The 25,411-nt window shown below is 64.7% G+C and carries 20 protein-coding genes; 1 reads left to right on the top strand and 19 read right to left on the bottom strand.

What is annotated here, in order from left to right; translation table 11 throughout:
- Positions 1–53: 53 nt before the first annotated feature.
- The 5 genes from ACI0FO_RS00145 to ACI0FO_RS00125 all read right to left on the bottom strand — a co-directional run bounded on the left by ACI0FO_RS00145 (position 54) and on the right by ACI0FO_RS00125 (position 6,806).
- Entirely contained in the window at positions 54–1,040 is a 987-nt protein-coding gene (locus ACI0FO_RS00145; protein WP_105555512.1) for a tripartite tricarboxylate transporter substrate binding protein, read from the bottom strand.
- A complete protein-coding gene (locus tag ACI0FO_RS00140; RefSeq protein ID WP_416023217.1) occupies positions 1,037–1,792 on the bottom strand; it encodes a GntR family transcriptional regulator in 756 nt (251 codons plus the stop codon). The genes ACI0FO_RS00145 and ACI0FO_RS00140 overlap by 4 nt, the downstream gene beginning before the upstream one ends.
- 380 nt (positions 1,793–2,172) lie before the next feature.
- Positions 2,173–2,892 carry a VOC family protein gene (locus ACI0FO_RS00135; RefSeq protein WP_416023215.1) on the bottom strand — a complete coding sequence of 240 codons (720 nt, stop codon included), beginning with the start codon at positions 2,890–2,892 and terminating at the stop codon, positions 2,173–2,175.
- 15 nt (positions 2,893–2,907) lie between these two features.
- The gene (gene secA, locus ACI0FO_RS00130) at positions 2,908–5,643 is read right to left on the bottom strand and encodes a preprotein translocase subunit SecA (RefSeq protein WP_416023213.1); all 2,736 of its coding nucleotides are present in this window, start codon (positions 5,641–5,643) and stop codon (positions 2,908–2,910) included.
- Between the two features lie 176 nt (positions 5,644–5,819).
- Complete coding sequence (locus tag ACI0FO_RS00125; protein ID WP_416024516.1) at positions 5,820–6,806, bottom strand: M23 family metallopeptidase; 987 nt, start codon at positions 6,804–6,806, stop codon at positions 5,820–5,822.
- 127 nt (positions 6,807–6,933) lie between these two features.
- Here ACI0FO_RS00125 and ACI0FO_RS00120 point away from each other — a divergent pair, with 127 nt between their 5' ends.
- On the top strand, positions 6,934–7,341 hold the full coding sequence (locus ACI0FO_RS00120; protein WP_416023211.1) for a DciA family protein: 408 nt from the start codon (positions 6,934–6,936) through the stop codon (positions 7,339–7,341).
- Between the two features lie 194 nt (positions 7,342–7,535).
- Here ACI0FO_RS00120 and lpxC read toward each other — a convergent pair whose 3' ends face one another.
- From lpxC to rsmH, 14 genes are all read right to left on the bottom strand, one after another.
- Positions 7,536–8,459 carry a UDP-3-O-acyl-N-acetylglucosamine deacetylase gene (lpxC, locus tag ACI0FO_RS00115; protein WP_416023209.1) on the bottom strand — a complete coding sequence of 308 codons (924 nt, stop codon included), beginning with the start codon at positions 8,457–8,459 and terminating at the stop codon, positions 7,536–7,538.
- Positions 8,460–8,698: 239 nt separating this feature from the next.
- Complete coding sequence (gene ftsZ / locus ACI0FO_RS00110) at positions 8,699–9,883, bottom strand: cell division protein FtsZ (protein WP_416023207.1); 1,185 nt, start codon at positions 9,881–9,883, stop codon at positions 8,699–8,701.
- Between the two features lie 187 nt (positions 9,884–10,070).
- Positions 10,071–11,297 (bottom strand): cell division protein FtsA, encoded by a 1,227-nt coding sequence (gene ftsA / locus ACI0FO_RS00105; protein ID WP_006217473.1) that lies wholly within the window; start codon positions 11,295–11,297, stop codon positions 10,071–10,073.
- A 4-nt stretch (positions 11,298–11,301) separates the two neighbouring features.
- Entirely contained in the window at positions 11,302–12,126 is an 825-nt protein-coding gene (locus tag ACI0FO_RS00100) for a cell division protein FtsQ/DivIB (protein WP_416023205.1), read from the bottom strand.
- 12 nt (positions 12,127–12,138) lie between these two features.
- Complete coding sequence (locus ACI0FO_RS00095) at positions 12,139–13,089, bottom strand: D-alanine--D-alanine ligase (protein WP_416023203.1); 951 nt, start codon at positions 13,087–13,089, stop codon at positions 12,139–12,141.
- Positions 13,086–14,492, bottom strand: a complete 1,407-nt coding sequence (murC, locus tag ACI0FO_RS00090) for a UDP-N-acetylmuramate--L-alanine ligase (protein ID WP_416023201.1) — start codon at positions 14,490–14,492, stop codon at positions 13,086–13,088. The genes ACI0FO_RS00095 and murC overlap by 4 nt, the downstream gene beginning before the upstream one ends.
- On the bottom strand, positions 14,489–15,565 hold the full coding sequence (gene murG / locus ACI0FO_RS00085; RefSeq protein ID WP_416023199.1) for an undecaprenyldiphospho-muramoylpentapeptide beta-N-acetylglucosaminyltransferase: 1,077 nt from the start codon (positions 15,563–15,565) through the stop codon (positions 14,489–14,491). Before murG ends, murC begins: the two co-directional genes overlap by 4 nt.
- Positions 15,562–16,755 (bottom strand): putative lipid II flippase FtsW, encoded by a 1,194-nt coding sequence (ftsW, locus tag ACI0FO_RS00080; RefSeq protein ID WP_416023197.1) that lies wholly within the window; start codon positions 16,753–16,755, stop codon positions 15,562–15,564. The genes murG and ftsW overlap by 4 nt, the downstream gene beginning before the upstream one ends.
- On the bottom strand, positions 16,752–18,284 hold the full coding sequence (gene murD, locus ACI0FO_RS00075) for a UDP-N-acetylmuramoyl-L-alanine--D-glutamate ligase (protein ID WP_416023195.1): 1,533 nt from the start codon (positions 18,282–18,284) through the stop codon (positions 16,752–16,754). The genes ftsW and murD overlap by 4 nt, the downstream gene beginning before the upstream one ends.
- Positions 18,281–19,450, bottom strand: a complete 1,170-nt coding sequence (mraY, locus tag ACI0FO_RS00070; RefSeq protein WP_416023193.1) for a phospho-N-acetylmuramoyl-pentapeptide-transferase — start codon at positions 19,448–19,450, stop codon at positions 18,281–18,283. The genes murD and mraY overlap by 4 nt, the downstream gene beginning before the upstream one ends.
- On the bottom strand, positions 19,440–22,298 hold the full coding sequence (murF, locus tag ACI0FO_RS00065; RefSeq protein WP_416023191.1) for a bifunctional UDP-N-acetylmuramoyl-L-alanyl-D-glutamate--2,6-diaminopimelate ligase MurE/UDP-N-acetylmuramoyl-tripeptide--D-alanyl-D-alanine ligase MurF: 2,859 nt from the start codon (positions 22,296–22,298) through the stop codon (positions 19,440–19,442). The genes mraY and murF overlap by 11 nt, the downstream gene beginning before the upstream one ends.
- The gene (locus ACI0FO_RS00060; RefSeq protein ID WP_416023189.1) at positions 22,295–24,025 is read right to left on the bottom strand and encodes a peptidoglycan D,D-transpeptidase FtsI family protein; all 1,731 of its coding nucleotides are present in this window, start codon (positions 24,023–24,025) and stop codon (positions 22,295–22,297) included. Before ACI0FO_RS00060 ends, murF begins: the two co-directional genes overlap by 4 nt.
- A complete protein-coding gene (gene ftsL, locus ACI0FO_RS00055; RefSeq protein WP_416023187.1) occupies positions 24,022–24,312 on the bottom strand; it encodes a cell division protein FtsL in 291 nt (96 codons plus the stop codon). Before ftsL ends, ACI0FO_RS00060 begins: the two co-directional genes overlap by 4 nt.
- Positions 24,312–25,409 (bottom strand): 16S rRNA (cytosine(1402)-N(4))-methyltransferase RsmH, encoded by a 1,098-nt coding sequence (rsmH, locus tag ACI0FO_RS00050; RefSeq protein ID WP_416023185.1) that lies wholly within the window; start codon positions 25,407–25,409, stop codon positions 24,312–24,314. Before rsmH ends, ftsL begins: the two co-directional genes overlap by 1 nt.
- Positions 25,410–25,411: the final 2 nt, after the last annotated feature.

Below are 25,411 nucleotides of genomic sequence, written 5' to 3'. Positions count from 1 at the left end.
TCCACGTGTATCGTGGACGGGACCGGGTGGCGAACCGCCCGGCCGTCCGCCACTCAGTTATCCAGATTGATGTTGCTGCTCTTGATGAAGGCGCTCCAGCGGTCGTACTCCGACTTCACGTACGCATCCAGTGCGGGGCCGTCGGACGCCACGATTTCGAAGCCCGCCTCGGTCACCTTCTTCTTGATTTCGGGGTCGGCCAGCACGGCCTTGAAGTCCGCGGTCAGCTTCTTGACCGTTGCATCGGGCGTGCCCTTCGGCGCGAACATGCCGCTCCAGGAATAGGCGACGAAACCCGGAAACCCGGACTCGGCCACCGTCGGCACATTGGGCAGTTCCGGCAGGCGCTTTTCACCCGCCACCGCCAGCGGCTTGATCTTGCCGGCCTGGATCTGGCCGCGCAGCGCCGCGAAGCTTAGCCACGTCATGTTGGCCTGCCCGCCCACCACGGCCTGGATGGCCGGCCCGCCGCCGCCATACGGGACGTGCAGCAGCTCCACTTTCGACAGACGCTTGAGTTCTTCCGGCGCCAGGTGATTCAGCGAACCGACGCCCGTGGACGCATAGTTGAATTTGTTCGGCGATTCTTTGGCGGCAGCCGCCAGGAACGCCTTCAGGTTATCCCCAGGCACGCTGGGGTTCGCGCCGATTACCAACGGAAACCGCACCGTCTGCGAAATCGCCACGAAGTCCTTGAACGTGTCGTATGGCAGCTTGGGTTTCACGGCGGGATTGATGCCGTGGTTGTCGAAGCTGACCAGCAGCGTATTGCCGTCGGGTTCGGCGCGGGCCACGAAGGCCGTCGCGATCTGGCTGGCCGCGCCGGGACGGTTTTCCACCACCACCGCGCGGCCGCCCAATTGCTGGGACAAGCGCGGCTGCAGAATGCGCGCCAGGATGTCGGTGCTGCCGCCGGGCGGATACGGCACCACCAGGATCAACGGCCGTTCCTCGGCAGCAGCGGGCGCCGCGCTCATGGCGCCCCCCGCAGCCGCCGCCGCGCATAGCGCCGCCAGTACCCGCTTCATCGTGTGAGTCATTGTTTTTCCCCTGTTGTCATGGTGTTGGCCGGCGCTGCCGTGGCGGGTTCGGCCTGGTCCCGCATGTAAATCGTTGAAAAACCCGTCCGTATCACGTCGGTGATCTGGTCCAGCCGGCGGCCAATATGCGCGCCCATCAATCCGGGCAAAGCGTCGATGTCGCGCTGCTCCAGCGCCTGCACCAGGCGCAGGTGCTCGCCCTGGGTGTGGCTTCGCCGGCCCTGCTGCATGTCGATCCAGCGCACGAAATGGATGCGGGCGTTGACGCTTTCCAGCGCGCGCACGAACTCCTCGTTGCGCGACAAGCGGGCCAACTGCAGGTGGAAGGCTTCGTCCAGTTCCAGCAGACGCGTCGCGTCGCTGTCTTCGGGCACATCGCGGGACCGTTCGACAAATTGGCGCAGACTGGCCAATTCCTCATCGCTTGCACGCTCGCAAGCGGCGCGCACAATGCCCGTTTCCAGCACGGCGCGGTATTCGTACAGGCTATGGATCTGCTTGGCGTCCAGCAGGCGGGCGATGAAACCCCGGTTGACCGACCGGGTCAGGAATCCCTCCACCATCAACTGGTTAAGCACCTCTCGCAGCGGCGTGCGGCTGACATTCAGACGCCGCGCCAGCTCGACCTCATTGATGCGTTCGCCCGGCTTGAACTCAAAGCGCACGGCCATCGCCTTGACCGCGCCGTACAGCTCGGCCTGGCCAGCGGAGGTGCGGGCGGCGGGTCGGGTAGCGGAAGAGGTTTGCGTCATGCCGCGGAGCGTTTTCCAGGGAAGATAAAGTGCATACTAAAGTGCATACACTTTACCCGACAACCCGGGTTTGCCCGGACGCACGCAGGCAATCGCGCGCGCATCAGCCTGAGCGCAACAGCACGTAGGATGGGTGAAGCGCGAGAGAATTTAGCGTAAGGACACGGCTACGTAGCGCGCGCAACCCATCAAGCAACGGTTGCACTGTGATTGCAATGGCCAAGAATCCATCGCTACATTTGCGTCGAGGCTGGTGCCGCCGGGAATTGATCGCTGCATTTGCCTGGAGGCTGGTGCCGCCGGGAATCCGTCGCTGCTTGATGGGTTACGCGCGCTGAAGGTCCTGGTTCTGCTTCGCGGCCTTCCGCGCTCCACCCATCCTACAGACCGGTATCCAGCGTGTAGTGCGCGCCGTCACGGTTTTCCAGCGTCAGCGTGGTCAGCGTGGGCGTCGTGGCCACGGCATCTTGCTGCACCTGGATGCGCAGATTGGCCAACGGCACGTCCCAGCCGCCGGTCGTGGCCTCGGCCGAGACGTCGGCCACCAGCGCCAGGCGCTCAGCCACCGCCCGCGCATCCGCCGAACGGGCGCCGATACGCAACAGGCTGCGCGCGCCATTCGGGTGCGCCATCAAATCGGGCGACCACACGCACTCGGGCGTCAAATGGCGGCAAAAATACATGCGGATGCCGGGCAAGGGCTGCTCGGCAAAACGCACGGTATGGAAACGGGCCTGCACTTCCTGGCCGTCCAGCATGGCCGGACGCGTCAGTTCCTGCACGGGGTTCACGGCAAACCCCGCCGCCTTCAGCCGTTCATAGGTCGCTTCCGCGTCATAGGTGCGGAACACCAGCGCTTCCAGGCCAAACGGCGAATCGGCGATTTCCTTGCGGGCGGGCGGCGCCCCCGGCGGCCAACCCAGCAGCTCGACATACGTGCCTTCCAGCACGATCAGCCGATTGCACGACCCCAAGTTATGCACCGCCTTGTCGCTCAGGTGAAAACCCTGGCGTTCGAAATGCGGCGCCAGCGCATCCAGCCGGTCACGCACCATGACGACGGCATGGTCGAATTCGGTACGGCCGACGGAATGCAGCATGGCGTTATTCCCGGGTCAGACGAGCTTGCCGTGGCATTGCTTGTACTTCTTGCCGCTGCCGCACGGGCACGGATCGTTACGGCCGACCTTCGGCAGCGCGTTGCGCACGGGCTGCGCGCCGTCTTCCGATTCCGTCTGGGCAAGCGCTTCGTCGTAGTCGGAGTGGTGGTATTGCACGTTTTGCACATGCGATTGCGCCGCTTCCGCTTCGGCCTGTTCGACCTGCTCGGACGATTGCACGCGCACCGTCATCAATACGCGCACGACGTCGTCGCGAATGCGATCCAGCATGCCCGAGAACAGTTCGAAGGCTTCGCGCTTGTATTCCTGCTTGGGGTTCTTTTGCGCGTAACCGCGCAAATGGATGCCCTGACGCAGGTAATCCAGCGACGACAGGTGTTCGCGCCAGTGCGTGTCGATGGATTGCAGCATGATCGAACGCTCGAACTGCGACCACGACTCAACGCCCACCTGGTCGACCTTGGCCTGGTACGCATCGCGCGCCGCGGCCACCACCCGTTCGCGCAGGTCGTCGTCGTTCAGGTTGGGTTCTTTCTCCAGCATTTCGGTCAGCGGCAAGTGCAGGTGCCAATCGGCTTCCAGCGCTTTTTGCAGGCCCGGCACATCCCACTGGTCTTCGACCGATTCCGGCGGCACATACGTGTTGAACATTTCAACCACGGCCGCGTCGCGCAGGTTGTTCACCGTGGCGCTGACGCTGGCGGCTTCCAGCACGTCGTTACGCTGCGAATACAGCACCTTGCGCTGGTCGTTGGCCACGTCATCGTATTCCAGCAATTGCTTGCGGATGTCGAAGTTGCGGCCTTCCACCTTGCGTTGCGCGGTTTCGATCGAACGCGTCACCATGCCCGCCTCGATGGGCTCGCCTTCCGGCAGCTTCAGGCGTTCCATGATGGCGCGCACGCGGTCGCCCGCGAAGATGCGCATCAGCGAATCTTCCAGCGACAGGTAGAAGCGGGAAGAGCCCGGATCACCCTGGCGGCCGGCGCGGCCACGCAGCTGGTTGTCGATACGGCGCGATTCGTGGCGCTCGGTGCCAATGATGCGCAAGCCGCCGGCGGCCTTCACCTGCTCGTTCAGCGGCTTCCATTCGGCGCGGATCTTCTCGATGCGCGCGGTCTTTTCAGCTTCCGACAGCGATTCGTCGGCGCGGATCAGGTCGACCTGCTTGTCGACGCTGCCACCCAGCACGATGTCAGTGCCGCGGCCCGCCATGTTGGTGGCGATGGTGATGTGACCCGGCTTGCCGGCTTCGGCCACGATTTCGGCCTCGCGGGCGTGCTGCTTGGCGTTCAGCACTTCGTGCGGCAGCTTGGCCTTTTTCAAGAGGCCCGACAGCAGCTCGGAGTTTTCGATGCTGGTCGTGCCCACCAGCACGGGCTGGCCACGCTCGTGGCAGTCACGGATGTCTTCGAGGATCGCGTTGTACTTTTCCGGATCGGTCTTGAAGACCTGATCGTTCTGGTCCTTGCGGATCATGGGCTTGTTGGTCGGGATGATGACCGTTTCAAGCCCGTAGATTTCCTGGAATTCGTATGCTTCCGTATCGGCCGTGCCGGTCATGCCGGACAGCTTTTCGTACATGCGGAAGTAGTTCTGGAACGTGATGGAAGCCAGCGTCTGGTTTTCGTGCTGGATCTTCACGCCTTCCTTGGCTTCGACGGCCTGGTGCAGGCCATCGGACCAACGGCGGCCCACCATCAGGCGCCCGGTGAATTCATCGACGATCACCACTTCACCGTCCTGCACGACGTACTGCTGGTCGCGGAAGAACAGGTTGTTGGCGCGCAGGGCCACCATCAGGTGGTGCATCAGCGCGATATGGCGGGGATCGTATAGCGACTCGCCTTCCGGCAGGATGCCCAGGCGGGCCAGGATGGCTTCGGCGTTTTCGTGCCCGGCTTCGGACAGGTAGACCTGCTGGCTCTTCTCGTCGACCCAGTAGTCGCCTTCGGGTTCCGGCTCCTGCGGCTTGGGCTCGCTGGCCATGCGCTTGAGCAACGGCGGCACCGCGTTCATGCGGATGTAGAGCTCGGTGTGGTCTTCAGCCTGGCCGGAGATGATCAGCGGCGTGCGGGCTTCATCGATCAGGATCGAGTCCACTTCGTCGACGATGGCGTAGAACAGCACGCGTTGGCGGCGGTCCTCAACACGGTATTCCATGTTGTCGCGCAGGTAATCGAAGCCGAATTCGTTGTTGGTGCCATACGTGATGTCGGCAGCATAAGCGGCCTTCTTTTCATCGTTGGGCTGCTGAGGCACCACCACGCCGGTGGTCATGCCCAGGAAGTGGTACAGACGCCCCATCCATTCGGCATCGCGGCGGGCCAGGTAGTCGTTCACCGTCACGACATGCACGCCCTTGCCGGCGATCGCGTTCAGGTAGACGGGCAACGTCGCCATCAGCGTCTTGCCTTCCCCCGTGCGCATTTCGGCGATCTTGCCGCTGTGCAGCGCGATGCCGCCCAGCAACTGGGAGTCGAAGTGGCGCATGCCGAACACCCGCTTGCCGGCTTCGCGCACAACGGCGAATGCTTCGGGCAGCAGGTCGTCCAGGCTAGTGCCCTGGGCGTATCGGGATCGGAATTCGTCAGTCTTGGCCGCCAGCTCCGCATCGGAAAGCGCGGAAATCTTGGGCTCCTGCCCATTGATCTGGGTTACCAGCTTGCGATACTGCTTAAGCAGCCGGTCGTTGCGGCTACCTATGAGTTTTTTGAGCAGAGAAACCATGCGTATGTCGGCCGCACGTGCCACGCCGCGCCTGCAAAGGGCCAGGGCAGCGTCACCCGTGACTTTGATGTTATTGGTTGAGCGGGGGTCCGCTGGGAAACGAACCAGTTTAACGCACCTGGAGCGTAATAGCCTGGATCTATGACCAGGGTGCTGTTGTTGTCCTGTTGGACCGGTCAGCGCGCCGTGGGTTCAGTGGCGGCGGCCTGGGCCACTGCGGGCGGTGCATGCTGCTGCGCCCCCAGGAACAGGCGCGGGTCCAGCGGCTGGCCAGCGAGCCGGACTTCAAAGTGCAGGTGCGGGCCGGTAGAGCGGCCCGAACTGCCCACGCGCGCCACTTGCTGGCCGCGGTCAACCAATTGCCCCTGCTTGACCATCAGCGACGAGGCATGCGCATAGCGGGTGATCAGCCCGTCGCCATGGTCGATTTCGACCATATTGCCGAAACCCGGCTGGAACTTGGCTTCCAGCACGACGCCGCCCGAGGCGGCCAGGATCGGCGTGCCGGACGGGGCCGCGAAATCCAGCCCTTCGTGCATGGCCGTGCGCCCCGTCACCGGGTTGCGACGCCAGCCATAAGACGAAGTCAGATAGGGATAGTCGGTGATCGGCATGGCAGTGGGCATGCGCGCCTGATCCGCCGATCGCTTGGTCAGTGCCGCGTCCAGCAGTTTCAGGTTGTCGGACTGCTGCGCCAGCCGCGCCTGGATTTCGTCCAGTTGGCGGCCCAGCGCTTCGGCCGAGGCCGCGCTGGGCGGCGGGTGGTCGGTGAACAGATCGTCCATGACCTGGGTGGCTTCGGGCTGGGTCAGCGCTTCGGGCTGCGCCGAAGCCAGCTGCTTGGCCAGTTCCGGATCGGTGTAGGCCACGCCGGCGACCTTGGCCACGCGTTGCCCTAACCCGTCGATGCTGACCAGCTTGGCCTGCAGCGCGCCCACCTTGGCAGCCAGCAGGTTCATGTTTCCACGCAGGAAGTCGGTGTCTCGGCCCGGTTGCCCCGCCAGGGGCCAACCCACGGTCTGTACGGTGGGCAGTATCGGAGTAAGGTATCGTTGTAGCGCGGCGCCAAAGATGGCTGCCGTCATGAGCGCGGCCCCGAGAAACAACGCCAGTCGCGCGCCTCCCAGGGTGAAATGCCCGTCCCGCCCGTCGCGGGCGTGCATAATCACGATTTTCAAGGTTGCTTCCTAATTCTTTAGAGCCGGGATGAATAGACCTGCTTCAACCCGTCAACGTTCCGGTTCCAGCCGGCGGAAAGAAAATACCGCGCTCGGATGGCTGGGTCATGACATGCGGGGCGCCGGGGTATTGGCGACTGCCCGCAAGCACTTGCAAATTCAGTATGCGGTGGCGGCGGTTCTGCCCGCCCCGCTGGGTGCTGTCTGCCAAGTGGGCAAACTGGAAAACCAGTGCCTGCATCTGGTGGTGCCCAGTGCCGCCCATGCCGCCAAGATGCGTCAATTGGCGCCGCGCATCGCGCGTACCTTGGCAGACCAAGGCTGGAACCTTAACGAAATTGCCGTCAAGGTACAAGCGGGGTTACCGAAGCCCGGCGCCCGCCAGCCACGCCCTCCCAAAGAAGCGCAACCGTTGGGGGACAAAGCCCTGGGCGCCTTCGAGACACTGCGCGACAACCTTAGCCCCGGCCCGTTGGCCGACGCGGTCGCCAAGCTCTTGAGGCATCACAAGAGTAGCTGAAGCAATCTGATGTGTCCCGCGCCAGGGATACCCGGAAACGAAGCGAAACCAAGTTTTTGGATGGATAGTCCGATAGCTTGGTGACCGGATGGCGACTTTTGCTCCGTAGGATGGCAACCTCCACCATCCTTTGGCAGGCATCTGAACGGGATCGCGGGCAAGCCGCGGTGTTCAGGTTCGATTGAGGCCTGGCGTCAGGCCAGCTGCCACTCGTGGCGAAACGCCTGGGGCGCCTCTGCCTGCGATTCATAGGTGACCAGTTCCCAGGCGTCTTGCTGAGCAAGCAGCGCGCGGGCCAATTGGTTGTTCAGGCCGTGGCCCGATTTGCACGCCACATAGCGCGCCACCAAAGGCTTGCCCAACAGGTACAGATCGCCGATGGCGTCCAGGATCTTGTGCTTCACGAATTCGTCGTCGTAACGCAGCCCGTCGCTGTTCAGCACGCGGTACTCGTCCATGACGATGGCGTTATCCAGGCTGCCGCCGCGGGCCAGGCCCATCGAACGCAAGGCTTCCACTTCGTTCACGAACCCGAAGGTGCGCGCGCGGGCGATCTCGCGCACATACGAGTGCGTCGCAAAATCGATCTCGGCGAAATTGGCCGTGGAGTCGATGGCGGGGTGGCGGAAGTCGATCGAGAACGCCAGCGAGTAGCCCTCGTGGGGTTCCAGGCGAGCCCACTTTTCGCTGCGGCCTTCGCCTTCGCGCACTTCCACCGTCTTTTTGACGCGGATGAATTGCTTGGGCGCATTCTGTTCGACGATACCGGCCGAGCGCAATAGATAAACGAACGTTGCCGCACTGCCGTCCATGATGGGAACTTCTTCGGCAGTGAGGTCGATATGCAGGTTGTCGATACCCAGGCCGGCCAGCGCCGACATGAGATGTTCCACCGTCGAGACGCGGACATTGCCCTGTTGCAGCACGGACGCCATGCGCGTGTCGCCCACGCCGGTGGCTTGCGCGGGCAGGTCAACGACCTGCGGCAGGTCAACGCGGTGGAAAACGATGCCAGTATTGGGTTGCGCCGGGCGCAGGGTGAGTTCTACCCGCCGTCCGGAGTGGACGCCGACGCCTGTCGTGCGGACTAGATTCTGAATGCTGCGCTGTCGGAACATGAGACTTGGATGTTAGAGCCAGGAAGCCGGCACGAAGAGAACAGATTGCCGGCGTAACTGACGTATTGTAACGCTGTCCGACCCTTGACGCCATCAGGCGCGCGGGATCGACCGATACCTCCGTCCCTTATTAGAACCGTGCAAGGGAAACACGGACCGCTCCGCCTCCGGCTTGCCCGCGGGGACAGGCAAGCCGGAGATGAGGGAGTGCGTTTAGAGCCTGTGGTCGGCTCTTTGGTTCAATCCGCCTGCTTACGCAAGAACGCCGGGATGTCGAAATGATCCATGCCCGAGCTTTCCAACGCGCGCACCTGGGCGGATGCCTGGCTGCGCGGATTGCGCATGACCGACGGCATGTCCAGATTGCGGTAATCGCCACCTTGGCCGGCCGGCATCGTGCCCATGGGCATGTTGTCGGTACCGGTGCGGAGCACTTCAGCGGTGTTTTGAACCAGTTGCGGACGCGCTTGCGCACGGCCCAGGCCCGTTGCCACCACGGTCACACGCAGGTTTTCACCCATCGTCTCGTCGTAGGCCGTACCGAAGATCACGGTCGCGTCGTCCGAAGCATAGCTGCGGATCGTTTCCATGATTTCGCGCGTTTCGCGCATCTTCAGCGAACGGCTGGCGGTGATGTTGACCAGCACGCCGCGAGCGCCGTTCAGGTCCACGCCTTCCAGCAGCGGGCACGCAATGGCGTGCTCGGCGGCGACGCGTGCGCGATCAGCGCCCGAAGCCGATGCCGTGCCCATCATGGCTTGGCCTTGCTCGCCCATGATCGTCTTGACGTCTTCGAAGTCGACGTTGACGTTACCTTCGACGTTGATGATTTCGGCGATGCCCGCGCACGCGTTGTGCAGGATATCGTCGGCCGAACGGAAGCAGTCTTCCTGCGTCGCGTCCTCGTCCATCAGTTCATAGAGGTTCTCGTTGAGCACCACGATGAGCGAATGCACGTGCTTGGCCAGTTCGGCAATGCCGTCCTCGGCCATCTTCAGGCGCTTGTTGCCTTCAAACGTGAAAGGCTTGGTGACCACACCAACGGTCAGGATGCCCAGTTCCTTTGCCACTTCGGCCACGACCGGACCTGCGCCGGTGCCGGTGCCACCGCCCATGCCGGCGGTGATGAAGACCATGTGCGCGCCGTTCAGCGCGGCACGGATCTCCTCGCGCGCGGTTTCAGCCGACGCACGTCCCTGCTCGGGCTTGGCGCCCGCGCCCAAGCCGGTACGGCCCAGACGAATCTGCACCGGGGCATTGGTTGCCGCCAGCGCTTGCGCATCGGTGTTGGCGCAGATGAAATCCACGCCGTGCACGCCGTTGCGAATCATGTGCGCGACGGCATTGCCGCCCGCACCGCCCACACCAACGACCTTGATTACGGTCCCTTTGGTGTTGTTCTCAAGCATCTCAAAGTTCATCATGATGACTCCCTCACAAGTCCGATTTTGCAAATCACAAAAATTCCCCAACAGCCTATCTTTTGTGAATCGCCTCAAAGCCGATGCCGACTACATAGGTCCGCCACGGGTTTGAGACGCCTCCTCTTTCTGGTGTTCCCCGCAATACCGCCGCGGATCGCACCAAGGAGCAGGCCCCAACCTGCACCCTTTAATTCATAAACCATTCCTTCATGCGCGCCAGCAGGCTCTTGAAATTGCCGGTCTGCGCCGCGACCTTGCGGCCTCGCACGCGTTGCATGCGGGCTTCCTGCAGCAAGCCCATCACCGTCGAGAAGCGCGGATTGCGCATCACGTCGGCCAGGCTGCCTTCGTACTCGGGGACCGCCACGCGCACCGGCTTCAGGAACACGTCTTCGGCCAGTTCGATCATGCCGGGCAACTGCGCCGACCCGCCGGTCAGAACCACGCCCGACGCCAGCAGATCTTCGTAGCCGGAATCGCGCACCACCTGCTGCACCAGCGTGAACAGTTCTTCCACGCGCGGCTCGATCACGGCGCCCAGCGCCTGGCGCTTGACCTGCCGCGGGCCGCGGTCGCCCAGGCCCGGCACTTCCACGGACTCGTCCGGGCTGGCCAGTACCTGTTTGGCCACGCCGTAGCGCAGCTTGATTTCTTCGGCGTCCGGTGTCGGCGTGCGCAACATGGCCGCGATGTCGTTGGTGATCTGGTCGCCGGCGATCGGCAAGACTGCGGTGTGGCGAATGGCGCCGCCGGTGAAAATGGCGACATCGGTCGTGCCGCCGCCGATGTCGACCAGAACGACACCCAGCTCTTTTTCGTCGGCGGTCAGCACGGCCAGGCTGGAGGCCAGCGGTTGCAGGATCAGATCCTGCACTTCCAGGCCGCAGCGGCGCACGCACTTGACGATGTTCTGCGCGGCGCTGACCGCACCCGTCACGATATGCACGCGCACTTCCAGCCGCAGGCCGCTCATGCCGATGGGCTCGCGAATGTCTTCCTGGCCGTCGACGATGAACTCCTGGGTCAGCACATGCAGCACCTGCTGGTCCGTCGGGATGTTCACCGCCTTGGCGGTCTCGATGACGCGGGCAACGTCGGTGGCGGTGACTTCCTTGTCCTTCACAGCGACCATGCCGCTGGAGTTGAAGCTGCGGATATGGCTGCCGGCAATGCCGGTGTAGACGTCGCGAATCTTGCAATCTGCCATCAGCTCGGCTTCTTCAAGCGCGCGCTGAATCGAATTCACAGTGGTCTCGATATTGACGACCACGCCCTTGCGCATGCCGCGCGATTCGTGCTGGCCCAGGCCAAGCACTTCGAATCGCCCTTCGGGCAAAATTTCAGCCACCACAGCCACCACCTTGCTGGTGCCGATATCGAGGGCGACGATAAGGTCCTTGATGTCACGGGTCATGGCGTTAGCGTTTCTTGGGAGGTTTCGGTGTGGATTTGGATTTGGTTTCCGACGCGGGCAACGGAGCCAGCGCCAGGGCGAAACCATTCGGATAGCGCAGGTCGGCTTGCGTGATGGTGCGCCCTTCCAGGCGTCCCGACACGGCGGGCCACGCCTGCACAAAGCGTTGAATACGGGCCGCGAACGGCAGTGCCCCGGGCAAGCCGTGCGGATCCGGCGCATCGGCGCCCGGATCGCGGCCCAGGTCCAGCAACATGCCGTTGGACAGCACGACTCGCCACGCGTAGCGCGGGCTCAGTTCCAGCTGCTTCACATGCATGTCCAGCGGCGCGAACCAGCGCGCCAATTCGGCGTAGCGCTGCACGACCAGCGGCTCGGTGCCCTCGGGCCCGGAGAACTGCGGCAGCACGGTTTCGTCGTCCACCTCGCCCGTGTTCGCCGTGAACGCTTCGCCCCAGGTGTTGATCATCTGGTTCTCGTTCCACAGCGCCAAAGGCTGCTGTTCTTCGATCCGGACGCGCAGCACATTGGGCCAGATCCGGCGCACGGTGGCATGGCGCACCCACGGCACCGATTCGAAAATCTCGCGCGCGTCGTCCAGGTCCACCGTGAAGAAGTTGCCCTTGAAGCGACCGGCGATCGCTGCCCGAACGGCTCCCGGCGACACATAGTGCAGCTCGGTGTCCGGCATGGACTCCAGTTCGATGGCCGACAGCGTGAAGAACGGGCGCTGCGCTACCCACACCACGCCCGCCAGGAGCATGGCGCAAACCGCCAGCACGGCTAGCGTGTTGGCGATCAGGTTGGTAGTGCGAGCGTCGTTCCACACGGATTATCCAGGTCAAGCGTTACGGGAGGCGCTGTGCACTTTGCACGAGGCCTCGGACAAAATCGCCACGCACAATTCGGCGTAGCTGATTCCAACGGCCTTCGCGGCCATGGGCACCAGAGAATGGCTGGTCATGCCAGGCGAGGTATTCATTTCAAGCAGCCACGGGCGGTTGTCGCGGTCCAGCATGAAGTCGGCGCGGCCCCAACCTTCGCAGCCCAGCGCGCGATAGGCTTTGACGGCGATAGCAGAGACTTCCTCGGCCACTTCGGGCGGCAAGGTGGCCGGGCAAAAGTACTGCGTATCGTCCGAGAAATATTTGTGTTCGTAGTCGTAGTTGCCGCCCGGCGCCGCGATCTCGATCACAGGCAACGCGCGTGCGGTCTTACCGGAACCCACCACCGCCACGGTCAGCTCGCGGCCGGTGATGAACTGCTCGGCCAGCACTTCACTGTCGTAGCGGGCGGCCGCGGCATAGGCCTCTTTCATGTCCGAATAGCCCACCACCTTGGTGATCCCGACAGTGGAGCCTTCGTGCGGCGGTTTAAGGATCAACGGCAGGCTCAGGCGGTCAGGCACCAGGCGCAGTTCCGTGTTGGCATCCAGCACTTCGAATTCGGGCGTGGGCAGGCCATGCTGCAACCACACGCGCTTGGTCATGGTCTTGTCCATGGCCAGCGCCGAGGCCATCGGGCCGCTGCCGGTATAGGGAATGCCCAGCAGTTCCAGCGCGCCCTGGATCGTGCCGTCCTCGCCATAGCGGCCGTGCAGGGCGATGAACACACGGTCGAACCCTTCGGCGGCCAGCTCGGCCAAGCTGCGCTCGCCCGTGTCGAACAGGTGCGCGTCCACGCCGGCGCTTGCCAACGCCTGCTGCACGCCCTTGCCGGACATTAGCGACACGTCGCGTTCGGCGGATCGGCCGCCGTACAAGACTCCCACTTTGCCGAATTGCGTGCTCATGCCAGTTCTCCCACTTGGGCGGGGACTTTGCTGATCGACCCCGCACCCATCACAATCACCACATCGCCGTCGCGCACGAAGTCCACCACGGCCTGGGGCAGTTCCGCCACGTCTTCGACAAAAACGGGCTCCACCTTGCCAGCCACGCGCAAAGCACGCGACAGGGCGCGTCCATCCGCCGCCACCAAGGGCGGTTCGCCAGCGGCGTAGACTTCGGTCAAAAGCACGGCGTCCGCCGTGCCCAGCACTCGCACGAAATCTTCAAAGCAATCCCGCGTCCGCGTGTAGCGATGCGGCTGGAACGCCAGCACGATGCGGCGGTCCGGCCACGCGCCGCGCGCCGCCGCCAGCGTCGCCGCCATTTCAACAGGGTGATGGCCGTAGTCGTCGATCACCGTGAACGTGCCGCCGCCATGACTGGCCGGCACGGAGAATTCGCCCGTCTGCGTAAAGCGGCGGCCCACGCCCTTGAACGCGGCCAGCGCGTCGCAGATCGCCTCGTCGGCCACGCCCAGCTCGGTCGCCACGGCGATGGCCGCCAGCGCGTTGCGCACGTTGTGCAGACCGGGCAGGTTCAGTACGACCTGCAACGGCGGCAACAATGTCCCAAGGTGCGTGCGCTGCACGTTGAAACGCATGCGCGTGCCTTCGGGCTGCACTTCATAAGCGCGCACCTGCGCCTCTTCGTTCAAACCGTAAGTCGTGATGGGACGCGACACGAAAGGCATGATCTCGCGCACGTTGGCGTCGTCCGAGCACAGCACGGCGCTGCCGTAGAACGGCAGGCGTTGCGTAAATTCGATGAACGCGCTTTTCAAGCGCGCCACATCGTGCCCGTAGGTGTCCATGTGGTCGGCGTCGATGTTGGTCACGATGGCCATCACCGGCAACAGATTCAGGAACGACGCGTCGGATTCGTCGGCCTCGACCACGATGTAGTCGCCCTGCCCCAGCCGCGCATTGGCGCCGGCCGAATTCAGGCGTCCGCCGATCACGAAGGTGGGGTCCAGGTCGCCGGCGGCAAGCACGCTGGCCACCAGGCTGGTCGTCGTGGTCTTGCCGTGCGTGCCGGCCACGGCGATGCCGCGCTTCAGGCGCATCAGTTCGGCCAGCATGATGGCGCGCGGCACCACCGGGATGCGCGACGCACGGGCCGCGATCACTTCGGGGTTGTCGCCTGCCACCGCGGTGGAGGTCACGATGGCGCCTGCGCCCGTGACATTGCTGGCCACATGGCCAATGGCGATCTTCACGCCCAGACCCGCCAGGCGGCGCGTCACGGCCGACTCGTTCAGGTCGGAGCCGCTGATCGTGTAGCCCAGATTGAGCAGCACTTCGGCGATACCGCTCATGCCCGAGCCGCCGATGCCTACGAAATGAATATGTTGAATTCTGTGTTTCATGATGAACGCCCCGCTGCTTGTTCACAGACGTCGGCGATATGAGCCGCCGCTTCCGGGCGCGCATGCGCGCGGGCCCGGACGGCAACGGCTTCCAGTTCTTGTCGGGAACGCTGGGCAAGCCAGTCCGCCAGCCACTCGGGCGTCAAGGCGGTCTGCGGCTGCAGCCAAGCGGCCTTCGCATCGCTTAAAAAGCGCGCATTGGCGGTCTGATGGTCATCGATGGCATGCGGGAACGGCACGAACAGTGCCGCGACACCCGCCGCCGCCACCTCGGACACCGTCATGGCGCCCGCGCGGCAAATCAGCAGGTCCGCGTCGCCCATGGCGCCGGCCATATCATCGATGAAGGCGCGGCAGTCAGCCTGCACGCCCGCCTGGGCGTAGGCTTGCTGCAGCGCAGGCAAATGTTGCTCACCGGCCTGGTGGATGACCTGCGGCCGGCGGTCTTGCGACAAGCGCGCCAGCGCCTGCGGCACCGTCGTATTGAGCGCCTGCGCGCCCAGGCTGCCGCCCACGATCAGAACGCGCAGCGGGCCCGTGCGGCCGGCATAGCGCACGGCCGGGTCCGGCAGCGCGCACAAGTCCGCGCGCACGGGGTTGCCCATGGCTTCGCCCTTGGGCAGCACGCCGGGGAATCCGCTCAGCACGCGGCGCGACATCTTGGCCAGGCACTTGTTCGCGGTGCCGGCCACGGCATTCTGTTCGTGCACGACTAGCGGCGTGCCACGCAGCGCCGCGATCACGCCCCCCGGGAAGGCGACATAGCCGCCCATGCCCAGCACCACGTCCGGCCGCACTTCGGACAAACGCGACCAGGCCTGCGCAAAGGCACGCAACAGCAGGAACGGCAACTTCAACAGCGCCGATGCGCCCTTGCCGCGCACGCCTTGAAAGCGCAGCGGCACCAGTTCGATACCGCGCGGCGGCACAAGCTTGCCTTCCATCTTGTCAGGGTTGCCCAGCCACAGCACGCGCCAGCCGCGTTCGCGCAGCACATCGGCCACGGCCAGACCGGGCATGATGTGCCCGCCGGTGCCGCCAGCCATGATCAGGATCGTGCGGGCCGCGGTCATACCCGCCCCCCACGCATCATGATCCGGTTTTCGACGTCCACCCGGATAAGCATGGCCAACGCGCAAAGATTCATCACCACGCCCGAACCGCCGTAGCTCATCAGCGGCAGCGTCAGGCCCTTGGTGGGCAGCAGCCCCAGGCACACGCCCATGTTGATGAAGGACTGCACGCCGAACCACATGGCCACGCCATGCGCGACCAGGCCCGCAAATGTGCGTTCCATGGCGATGGCCTGACGGCCGATGTCGAAACCACGGTAGATGATGAGGGCGAACAGCGTGATCACCAGCATGACACCGGCAAACCCCAGCTCTTCGCCCACGACCGCCATCAGGAAGTCGGTGTGCGCTTCAGGCAGGTAATGCAGTTTTTCCACGCTGGCGCCCAGCCCGACGCCCAGCCATTCGCCACGGCCCAGCGCGATCAGCGAATGCGACAGCTGATAGGCGCTGCCGTAAGCGTTGTCTTCGTTCCAGGGGTCCAGGTAGGCGAACAGGCGCGCGCGGCGCCACGGCGACAGCCAGATCAGCATCAAGAAGGTACTGACCAGCACGCCCAACAGGCTGCTGAAGTACTTGCCGTTGATGCCGCCCAGAAACAGGATGCCGATGGCGATGGCCACGATCACCATGAAGGCGCCCAAGTCAGGCTCAAGCAGCAGCAGCATGCCCACGCCGGCCAACGCGAAAGCCATTGGCAGGAAGCCCCGCGCGAACGCCTGCATGTGTTCCTGCTTGCGCACGGTGTAGTCGGCCGCATAGAGCAACGCGGCCAGCTTCATCAATTCGGACGGCTGGAAGTTCAGCGGACCCAGCGGAATCCAGCGGTGGGCGCCGTTGACCTCGCGGCCGATGCCGGGAATCAGCACCGCGACCAGCAGGATTATCGCCACCACGAACAGCGGCACCGCCATGCGTTGCCACACGCGGATCGGGATGGCCAGCACCACGGCGCCGGCCAGCAGCCCAGCGGTGACGAACAGGCCATGGCGGATCACGAAGTAATAGCGTCCGTAGGATGCGTAGCGCGGGCCGTCGGCCAGCGCGATCGACGCCGAATACACCATCAGCAAGCCAAGCAGCAGCAACGTCGACGCCGCGATGACCAGCGGCAGATCGAAGTTGCGCATTTTGGTACGGCCAGGCCGTACGGCATTGACGCTGGCGGTGAGGTCGGCGATCAGGCTCATGCCACCTCTCCACGGTCGCGGGCCAGGTCTTCGACCTCTTCCACGAACACCTGCCCGCGATGCGGATAGTTGCGGAACATATCCAGGCTGGCGCAGGCCGGCGACAACAGCACGGCGTCGCCAGGCTGCGCCAGTTCGGCCGCGCCGCGCACGGCGTCATGCAGCGAATCGACGGTGACGCAGTTGACGCCGGTCGGGGCCAGCACGCGGCCAATCTCGGGCCCGTCCACGCCGATCAGCATCACGGCGCGCGCATGGCGCGACACCACCGGGATCAGCGGGGAAAAATCCTGCCCTTTGCCCTGACCGCCTGCGATCAGCACCACGGGTTGCCCCAGGCCTTCCAGCGCGGCGACGGTAGCGCCCACGTTGGTGCCCTTGCTGTCGTTGATATAGTCGACGCCGCCGATCTGGCGCACGAAGGCCGCGCGGTGCGGCTCGCCGGCGTATTCACGCAGCGTGCGCAACATCGCGCCCCAGCCCAGGTCCAGACAGCGCGCCAGTTGCAACGCGGCCAGCGCATTCAGGGCGTTGTGGATGCCGCGGATGCGCAAGGCGTCCACCGGCATCAGCCGGCTCATGCGGCCGTTGGCGCGCACCGGTTCGGGCGCGTCCTTCTTCTTGCGCACGGGCGGCGCGGGTTCGTCGAAATCGCTGGGTTCGGCCGCAACCAGCCAGGACACGCCCTGCCCGAGTTCCAGGCCCATGTCGCCCACCAGTTCCGGCATGTCGCGGCCGAACGTGCGCACGTTCAGCGCGTTCACGGTGCGCACCATGCGCACGGTCAGCGCGTCATCGCGGTTGACGATGGCAATGCGCGCCATCTGCAGCAGGCGCGCCTTGGCGGCCGCATACGCGTCCATGCCGCCGTGCCAGTCCAGATGGTCCTGCGTGACATTCAGCACGACGGCCGCATCGGCCATCAGTGAACGAGTCGTTTCCAATTGGAAGCTGGACAGCTCCAGCACCCACACCTGCGGCAGCGCGTCGTTGTCCAGCGCGTCGATCAACGCCGTCAATGCCGCGGGGCTGATATTGCCGGCCGCCACAACCGACAGGCCGCTGGCGTCGATCAGGTCGCGCGTCAGCGCGGTCACGGTGGTCTTGCCGTTGGTGCCTGTCACGGCCAGCAAGCGAGGACGGTATTCGCGCGTTTCGGCCAAGTCGGCCAGCGCGCGTGCGAACAATTCGATTTCGCCGACGACTTCAATGCCGCGGGCCTCGGCTTCGCGCAGCAGGTCGGCAGCGGGCGCCTGGGCCGGCGCCAGGCCGGGGCTAAGCACGACCTGATCCACGCCGTCCAGCAGCGCGGTATCAAAAGACGCGTCGCAACCCAACCGGTATTCGACATCGCTCTGCGCCAGCGCGTCGCGCAGCGCGGCCAGTCCGCCCGGCTCGACGCGCGTGTCGGCCACACGCAAGCGGGCGCCCAAGCGGGCGCACCAGCGTGCGGCGGCGACACCCGTCTCGCCCAATCCGAGGATCAGGACAAGCGGCGCGTCAGCGCGAGAGGTTTCCATCGTATTCATCGCAACTTCAGGGTAGAGAGGCCAATCAGCACCAGCATCATGCTGATGATCCAGAAACGCACGACCACCTGGGTTTCTTTCCAGCCGCCCACTTCAAAGTGATGATGCAACGGCGCCATGCGGAATATGCGTCTACCTGTTCCATAACGTCGCTTCGTGTACTTGAACCAGGTCACCTGGATCATTACCGACAGCGTCTCCACCACGAACACGCCGCCCATGATGAACAGCACGATTTCCTGGCGCACAATGACAGCAATGGTGCCCAACGCGCCGCCCAGCGCCAGCGCGCCGACGTCACCCATGAACACCTGCGCCGGATACGCGTTGAACCATAAAAATGCCAGCCCCGCGCCCCCGATCGCCGCGCACAGCACCATCAATTCAGAGGCGCCGGGAATATACGGGAACAACAGGTACTTGGAATAATCCACACGGCCGACCACGTAGGCGAAGATGCCCAGCGCGCTGCCCACCATCACGGTCGGCATGATCGCCAGGCCATCCAGGCCGTCGGTCAGGTTGACGGCATTGCTGGTGCCCACGATCACGGCCCACGTCAGCGCCACGAAGCCCAGTACGCCCAGTGGATAGCTCACCGACTTGAAGAACGGCACGATCAAGTCGGCGCGCGTCGGCAAGGCCATCGTGAAGCCGCTTCCGACCCAGGCCTTGAACAGCGGCCACAGTTCGGTATTGGCGGGAGCCGATACGGCGAATGCCAGGTACACCGCGGCAACCATGCCAATGGTGGCTTGCCAGAAGAATTTCTGACGAGCGGGCATGCCCTCGGGATCGCGATAGACGACCTTGCGGTAATCGTCGCGCCAACCGATCCAGCCAAAGCCGAACGTCACCAGCAGCACCACCCACACGAAGCGGTTGGTCCAGTCCGCCCACAACAACGTGCTGATGGCGATGGAAATCAGGATCAGCACACCGCCCATCGTGGGGGTGCCAGTCTTGACCAGATGCGTCTCCGGGCCGTACGAACGCACGGCCTGGCCGATCTTCATCTCGGTCAGCTTGCGGATCACGCGCGGACCGGCAACAAGGCCGATCAGCAACGCCGTCGCGCACGCCAGCACGGCGCGCAATGTGATGTATTCGAACACGCCCAGCGCGCGCACATCATCGGAAAGCAGACGGGCGATCTCAAGCAGCATGGTGTTCTCCCTGCCCCTTGGCCGCCTGTCCGTCATTCAAAGAAAAAGCCTTCACTACCCGCTCCATGCGCATAAAGCGCGATCCCTTTACCAATACGCAGGACGCGCGCAAACCGCGCAAGGCGGCAACCACTTCGTCTACCGATGCGCAGGCGTGCGCCCCAGCGCCGAATGCGGCCGCGGCCGCCCGGCTGGCTTCGCCCAGCGTGACCAGCGCGTCAAGCCCATGCTCGCGCGCGTAGACGCCCGCCTCTGCATGCAAGGCGGGACCGTCGTCTCCGATTTCACCCATGTCGCCCAACACCAGGACGCGCTTGCCGGCCATGCGGCCCAGCACGTCGATGGCGACACGAACCGAATCGGGGTTGGCATTGTAGGTGTCATCAATAAGCAACGTTCCGTCACTCATTTGCTTGTGCTGCATGCGGCCAGCGACGGGGACAAAACCCGCCAGCGCGCGCACGGCGCTGTCCAGCGGCACACCCGCCGCGATGGCGCTGGCGATCGCGGCCAGTGCATTGCGCAGGTTATGCAAGCCGGGCACCGGCAGGGACAGATCCGCCGTGCCGACAGGCGTCACGACGCGGCAGCGGGTGGCGCTTACGTCGGCAAGAATGTTTTCCGCGTACACATCCAGGCCCGGTTGCAGGCCAAAGCGCAGCACGCGGCGCGGTTCAGCCAGCGCGTCCCAGATTGCGCAATACGGTTCGTCTCCCGGGTACACGGCAATGCCGTCGTCCGGCAGCGCCGTGATCGCGGCGCCGTTCTCGTGCGCCACCGCTTCAACGGTGTGCATGAACTCTTGGTGTTCGCGTTGGGCGTTCGTCACCAGCGTCACCGTCGGCGCCGCTATCGCAGCCAGTTGCGCGATTTCACCCGGATGGTTCATGCCCAGTTCGAAAACGGCTGCCCGATGCTCCGGACGCAAGCGCAGCAGCGTCAGCGGCACGCCGATATCGTTGTTCAGATTACCGGCGGTGGCCAACCGGCCTGTCTCGCCCCGCCATTCGGCCAGCATGGCAGAGATCATTTCCTTGGTGGTCGTCTTGCCGTTGCTGCCCGTCACCGCCACCACCGGCAGCGAGAACTGCGAACGCCATGCCGCGCCAATCCGCATCAGCGCCAGGCGGGTGTCGCCCAGCACCAATTGGGGCAGTTTCGCGTCGCCGACGGCATGCGCCACGACAGCCGCGCAGGCGCCTCGGCCTTCGGCCTGATCCAGATAGTTGTGCGCGTCGAAATTCTCGCCGACCAGCGCCACGAACAATTCGCCCGTGCCGATGCGGCGGGTATCCGTGGACACGCCTTTGACCTGCGGCAGAAGCAATGCCAGACGCGCCCATTCGCGGTCATCGAAAGGCAGCTTTTCGCCCCCGATGTCCTGATAGGTTTCGTGCCCCTTGCCCGCCAAGAGCACCACATCTTCGGGCAATGCCGCCCAGATCGTCTGCATGATGGCGCGTGCGCGGTCGACTTGCACATCGGCCCGCGCCGCTTTCGGGATGCCGGCCAGAATCTGTTCAACGATCGCTTCCGGCGATTCCGTGCGCGGATTGTCGCTGGACACCACTACGTGATCGGCCAGTTCCGCCGCGATGCGGCCCATTTCCGGACGCTTGCCCGGATCGCGCTCGCCGCCGCAGCCGAACAGGCAGATCAGGCGGCCAGAGCGGGCAACTGCCACCGCGCGCAATGCCGTCAAGGCGCGCGACAACGCATCCGGCGTGTGCGCGTAGTCGACCACCACCAGCGGGCCGCGGCCCGCATGGGCTTGAGTCGTGACCGGCAACGTTTCCACGGTCTGCAGCCGACCGTCGACCGGGTCCGTCGCGGCCAATTCCCGCGCGATCTGCGCAAACGGCAGGCCCAGCTTGTACAGCACGCCCGCCACCAGCAGCAGGTTCGACACGTTGTGCGCCCCCAGCAGGCGCGTCACGATCTGGGCTTCGCCATGAGGCGACACCAGCGTGAAGATCTGACCTTGGGACGTCGCTTGAAGGTCTCGCGCACGCATCGCGGCCGGGATTTCGGGCGCGTCGCTCAGGCTGTAGCCCATCGCGCCGGTACCGGCGGGCAGGCTTGCGATCAGCCGGCGTCCGGCCGCGTCATCGGCATTCACAATGGCGGCCGTCAGGCCCGGCCAACGGAACAGGCGGGCCTTGGCGGCCTCGTAGTGTTCCATCGTGCCGTGGTAATCAAGGTGGTCGCGCGTCAGGTTCGTGAAGGCGGCCAGCGCAATGCGCACGCCGTCCAGACGCCCCTGCTCGATACCGATCGACGACGCTTCCATGGCCACCGCCTTCGCGCCGGCGTCGCGCATTGCGGCCAGCGTGCGGTGCACGGTCAGGACGTCGGGCGTCGTCAAGTCGCCGCCCAGCGTGCGGCCGTCGGGCAGCACGGCACCCAGGGTGCCGATGGTGCCGCAAGGCTTGTCGTTACGGCTCAGCGCATGCGCGATCCATTGGACCGACGAGGTCTTGCCATTGGTGCCCGTCACCGCCACCACTGCCAGCGCGGCGGACGGACGGCCGTACCACGTGTCGGCCAACTCGCCCAGCAAGGCGCGCAGGCCGGTCACCGGCAACATCGGCACGTCGACGCCGGCGGCCTGGATGGCCTCGCTGGCCGGGGCTTCGAACAACACTGCACTGGCGCCCAGCGCCAATGCCTTATCTATATAGAGACGTCCGTCGCTGGACAGGCCCGGGCAGGCGACGAACACGTCGCCCGGCTCGATATCGCGCGAGTCCAGCTTGAGGTGCGCCGTCAACGAGACGCGCGCATGCAACCACGCCACGGTTTCGGCAACCGTGGCGACAGGGTGGGAGAGGAAGCCTTTGGCGCTCATCTGCCTGGCTCCTTGAGACCAGCAACAATCGTGGATTCAAATGGCGCGTCCGGCCGCACCCCCATCAGCCTCAGGCTCCCCCCCACGATATGGGAGAACACGGGCGCGGCGATCGCGCCGCCGTAATAACCGCCAACCGTCGGCTCGTCGATGGACACGGCCACCACGATCTTCGGGTCCGACACCGGAGCGAAGCCCACATACGAGCTCCGATAACGCTGCATGCTGTACTTGCCGTCGACGATCTTGCGGGCGGTGCCGCTCTTGCCCGCCACGCGGTAACCCTGCACTTGCGCGGCCTTCGTGCCCTCGGGGCCGGCGGCCGCTTCAAGCATCGCGCGCACCATGGCGGTCGTCTTGGGCGTATAGATCTTGACGCTGGTGGGGTCGCTGTCGCGCTTGACCAGCGTCAGCGACACCATGTCGCCGTTGCGGGCGAAGACGGTGTAGGCGCGCGCCACCTGCAGCAGCGACACGGACAGGCCGTAGCCATAAGCCATCGTCGCTTTTTCGATCAGGCGCCAGCGGTCCCAGGGGCGCAAGCGGCCGGGCGCCGCACCGGGAAATCCCACTTGAGGCGCCTGGCCCAGGCCCAATTCCGTGAAGCGGTCCCACATTTCGCGGGATTCCAACTTCTCGGAGATCATGGTCATGCCGATGTTGCTGGACTTGCGCAGCACGCCGGCCACGTCCAACGTGCCGTTGCGGCTCACGTCGCTGATCGTGCTGCCCTGATAGCTGAAGCGGCCATTGCCGGTTTCGAACAACGTCGAGGTCGTGATCCGGCCCAGGTCCAGCGCCAGCGCGGCAGTGAACGGCTTCATGATCGAGCCCGGCTCGAAAGTATCGGTAATGGCCTGGTTGCGCAGCTTGGACCCGTGGAACGACTCGCGCTTGTTCGGATCGAAAGTCGGCACGTTGGCCAGCGCCAGGATTTCGCCCGTATGCACGTCCACAACCACGGCGGTAGCACCCTTGGCCTGGTGCTTGTCCATGGCGTCCTTCAGTTCCTTGAACACCAGGTACTGCAAACGCGTATCGATGGAAAGGCGCAAGTCGCGGCCGTCTACCGGCAACGTCACGGCCTGCACGTCTTCAATGACCCGGCCCAGCCGGTCCTTGATGACGCGGCGGCTGCCGGGGCGGCCAGACAACTGCTGGTTGAACGTCAGTTCGACGCCTTCCTGGCCCTGATCTTCGACGCTGTTGAAGCCCACCACGTGGGCCATCACGTCGCCGTCCGGGTAGTAGCGGCGGGTCTCGGGTTGCTGGTGCACGCCAGCCATGCCCAACTGTTTGATCTTGTCGGCCACGTCCATCGGGACCTGGCGCTTCAGGTAGACGAAGTTCTTGTCTTCATCGACCAGACGGTGACGCAAATCGGCCACCGGCATATCCAGCAGCTTGGCCAGCGCATCCATCTGCGCAGGCGTACCCTGCTTGGCGTCTTCCGGAATCGCCCAAATGGCGCGCGCCGGCACGCTGGAAGCCAGCACTGCGCCGTTGCGGTCCATGATCTTGCCGCGCGTGGCGGCAAGCGTCAGGGTGCGTTCATAGCGGCGTTCGCCCTGCTGCTGCAGGAACTCCGTCGACAGCCCCTGCAGGAAGAGCGCGCGGCCAGCCAGCACCGTGAATCCGCCAAACAGCAGAATCAGCACCAGGCGCGCGCGCCAGGTGGGCAGTTGCCCACGCAGCACGGGGTTGTCGAAGAAGGGGACGCGTTTCATTGCGCGCCCCCAGCGGTGGAGACGGGCGCTTGATTCAGATACAGCGTGCGGTCCGGAACGATGGGAATCATCTTCAGGCCGTCGCGCGCAATCACATCGACCCGCGCGTTGCGGGCGAGTTCGGCGCGGTCAAGCTGCAACCGGCGCCAGTGGGTTTCCAGGTCGCGTTCCTGGGCCTGATCACGTCCCAGCTCCACAAAGAGCTGACGCGACTGATACCGGCTGGTGACCAGGGAAATGGCCGACAGCATCAGTAAAGCCGCAATGATCAGGTTGACACGACCCATTAGCGCCGCCCTCCCTTGCCGCCGCGGCGAGGCGGCGGAGCCAGGTCGCTGCCGGGCAGCGAGCCGATCTTCACGAACGCGAAACCGCCCTCGGGGGGCAGCGGCGTTTCGGTGCGTTCGGCAACGCGCAGGACGGCGGAGCGGGCGCGGGCATTGCCCGAGACCTCGTCGTCTTCGGCCTGGACACGGCCAAGGGAACGCAGGATCGGCTGGGGCATTTCGCTTTCACGCAGCGGCAGGCGTGCATGCGCGGCGGCCGGCCGAGCGGCCGCCACGATGCACTGCTTGACCATGCGGTCTTCAAGCGAATGAAAGCTGATCACCGCCAACCTCCCCCCCGGAGCAAGCAGGTCTAGAGCTGCCGCGAGGGTGCGCGCGAGCTCTTCGAGTTCCCGATTGATGTAAATCCGTAAAGCTTGAAAGGTGCGTGTGGCCGGATGCTGCCCCTTTTCGCGCGTGCGGACGGCGCTGGCGACGCACTCGGCAAGCTCGAGCGTGGTGCGCAGCGGCCTTGTTGCGCGGCGAGCAGCAATCGCCTTTGCAACCTGAAAAGCAAACCGTTCTTCGCCATAATCCGCTATGACCTCCCGCATCTCATCCACACTGGCTTGCGCCAGCCAATCCGCCACCGTGGGACCACGAGTGGTGTCCATCCGCATATCGAGCGGGCCGTCTCGCATGAACGAGAAACCACGCTCGGCATCATCGATCTGAGGCGACGACACGCCCAGATCCAGCATCACGCCATCGACCTTGCCGATGCCGAGCTGCTCCAATTCTTCAGCCATGGTGGCAAAGCCGCCATGGATAACCGTGACCCGGGGGTCCGCCGCCGCCAACGCGCGGGCTACAGCGATCGCCTCGGGGTCCTTGTCGAACACCACCAGCCGCGCTTCCTTGCCCAAGCGCCCGAGCAGCTCGCGGCTGTGCCCGCCCCGGCCAAAAGTGCCGTCGACAAACACGCCGCGTTCCGCCCGCGTAGCCGTATCCGGCTCGGTCTGCGTGAGCGACCGTGTCGCACCCTTGCCGCCAAAGTCGGGCAGCAGTAGTGCGTCCACCGTCGGCTCCAGCAGAACGGGCCGATGTTCGAATTCCATAG

This window comes from Achromobacter marplatensis (assembly GCF_049060505.1).
Classification (GTDB): domain Bacteria; phylum Pseudomonadota; class Gammaproteobacteria; order Burkholderiales; family Burkholderiaceae_B; genus Achromobacter; species Achromobacter marplatensis_A.
Note: the sequence above shows the minus strand (reverse complement) of the source record. Positions and strands in the feature narration are given on the sequence as shown.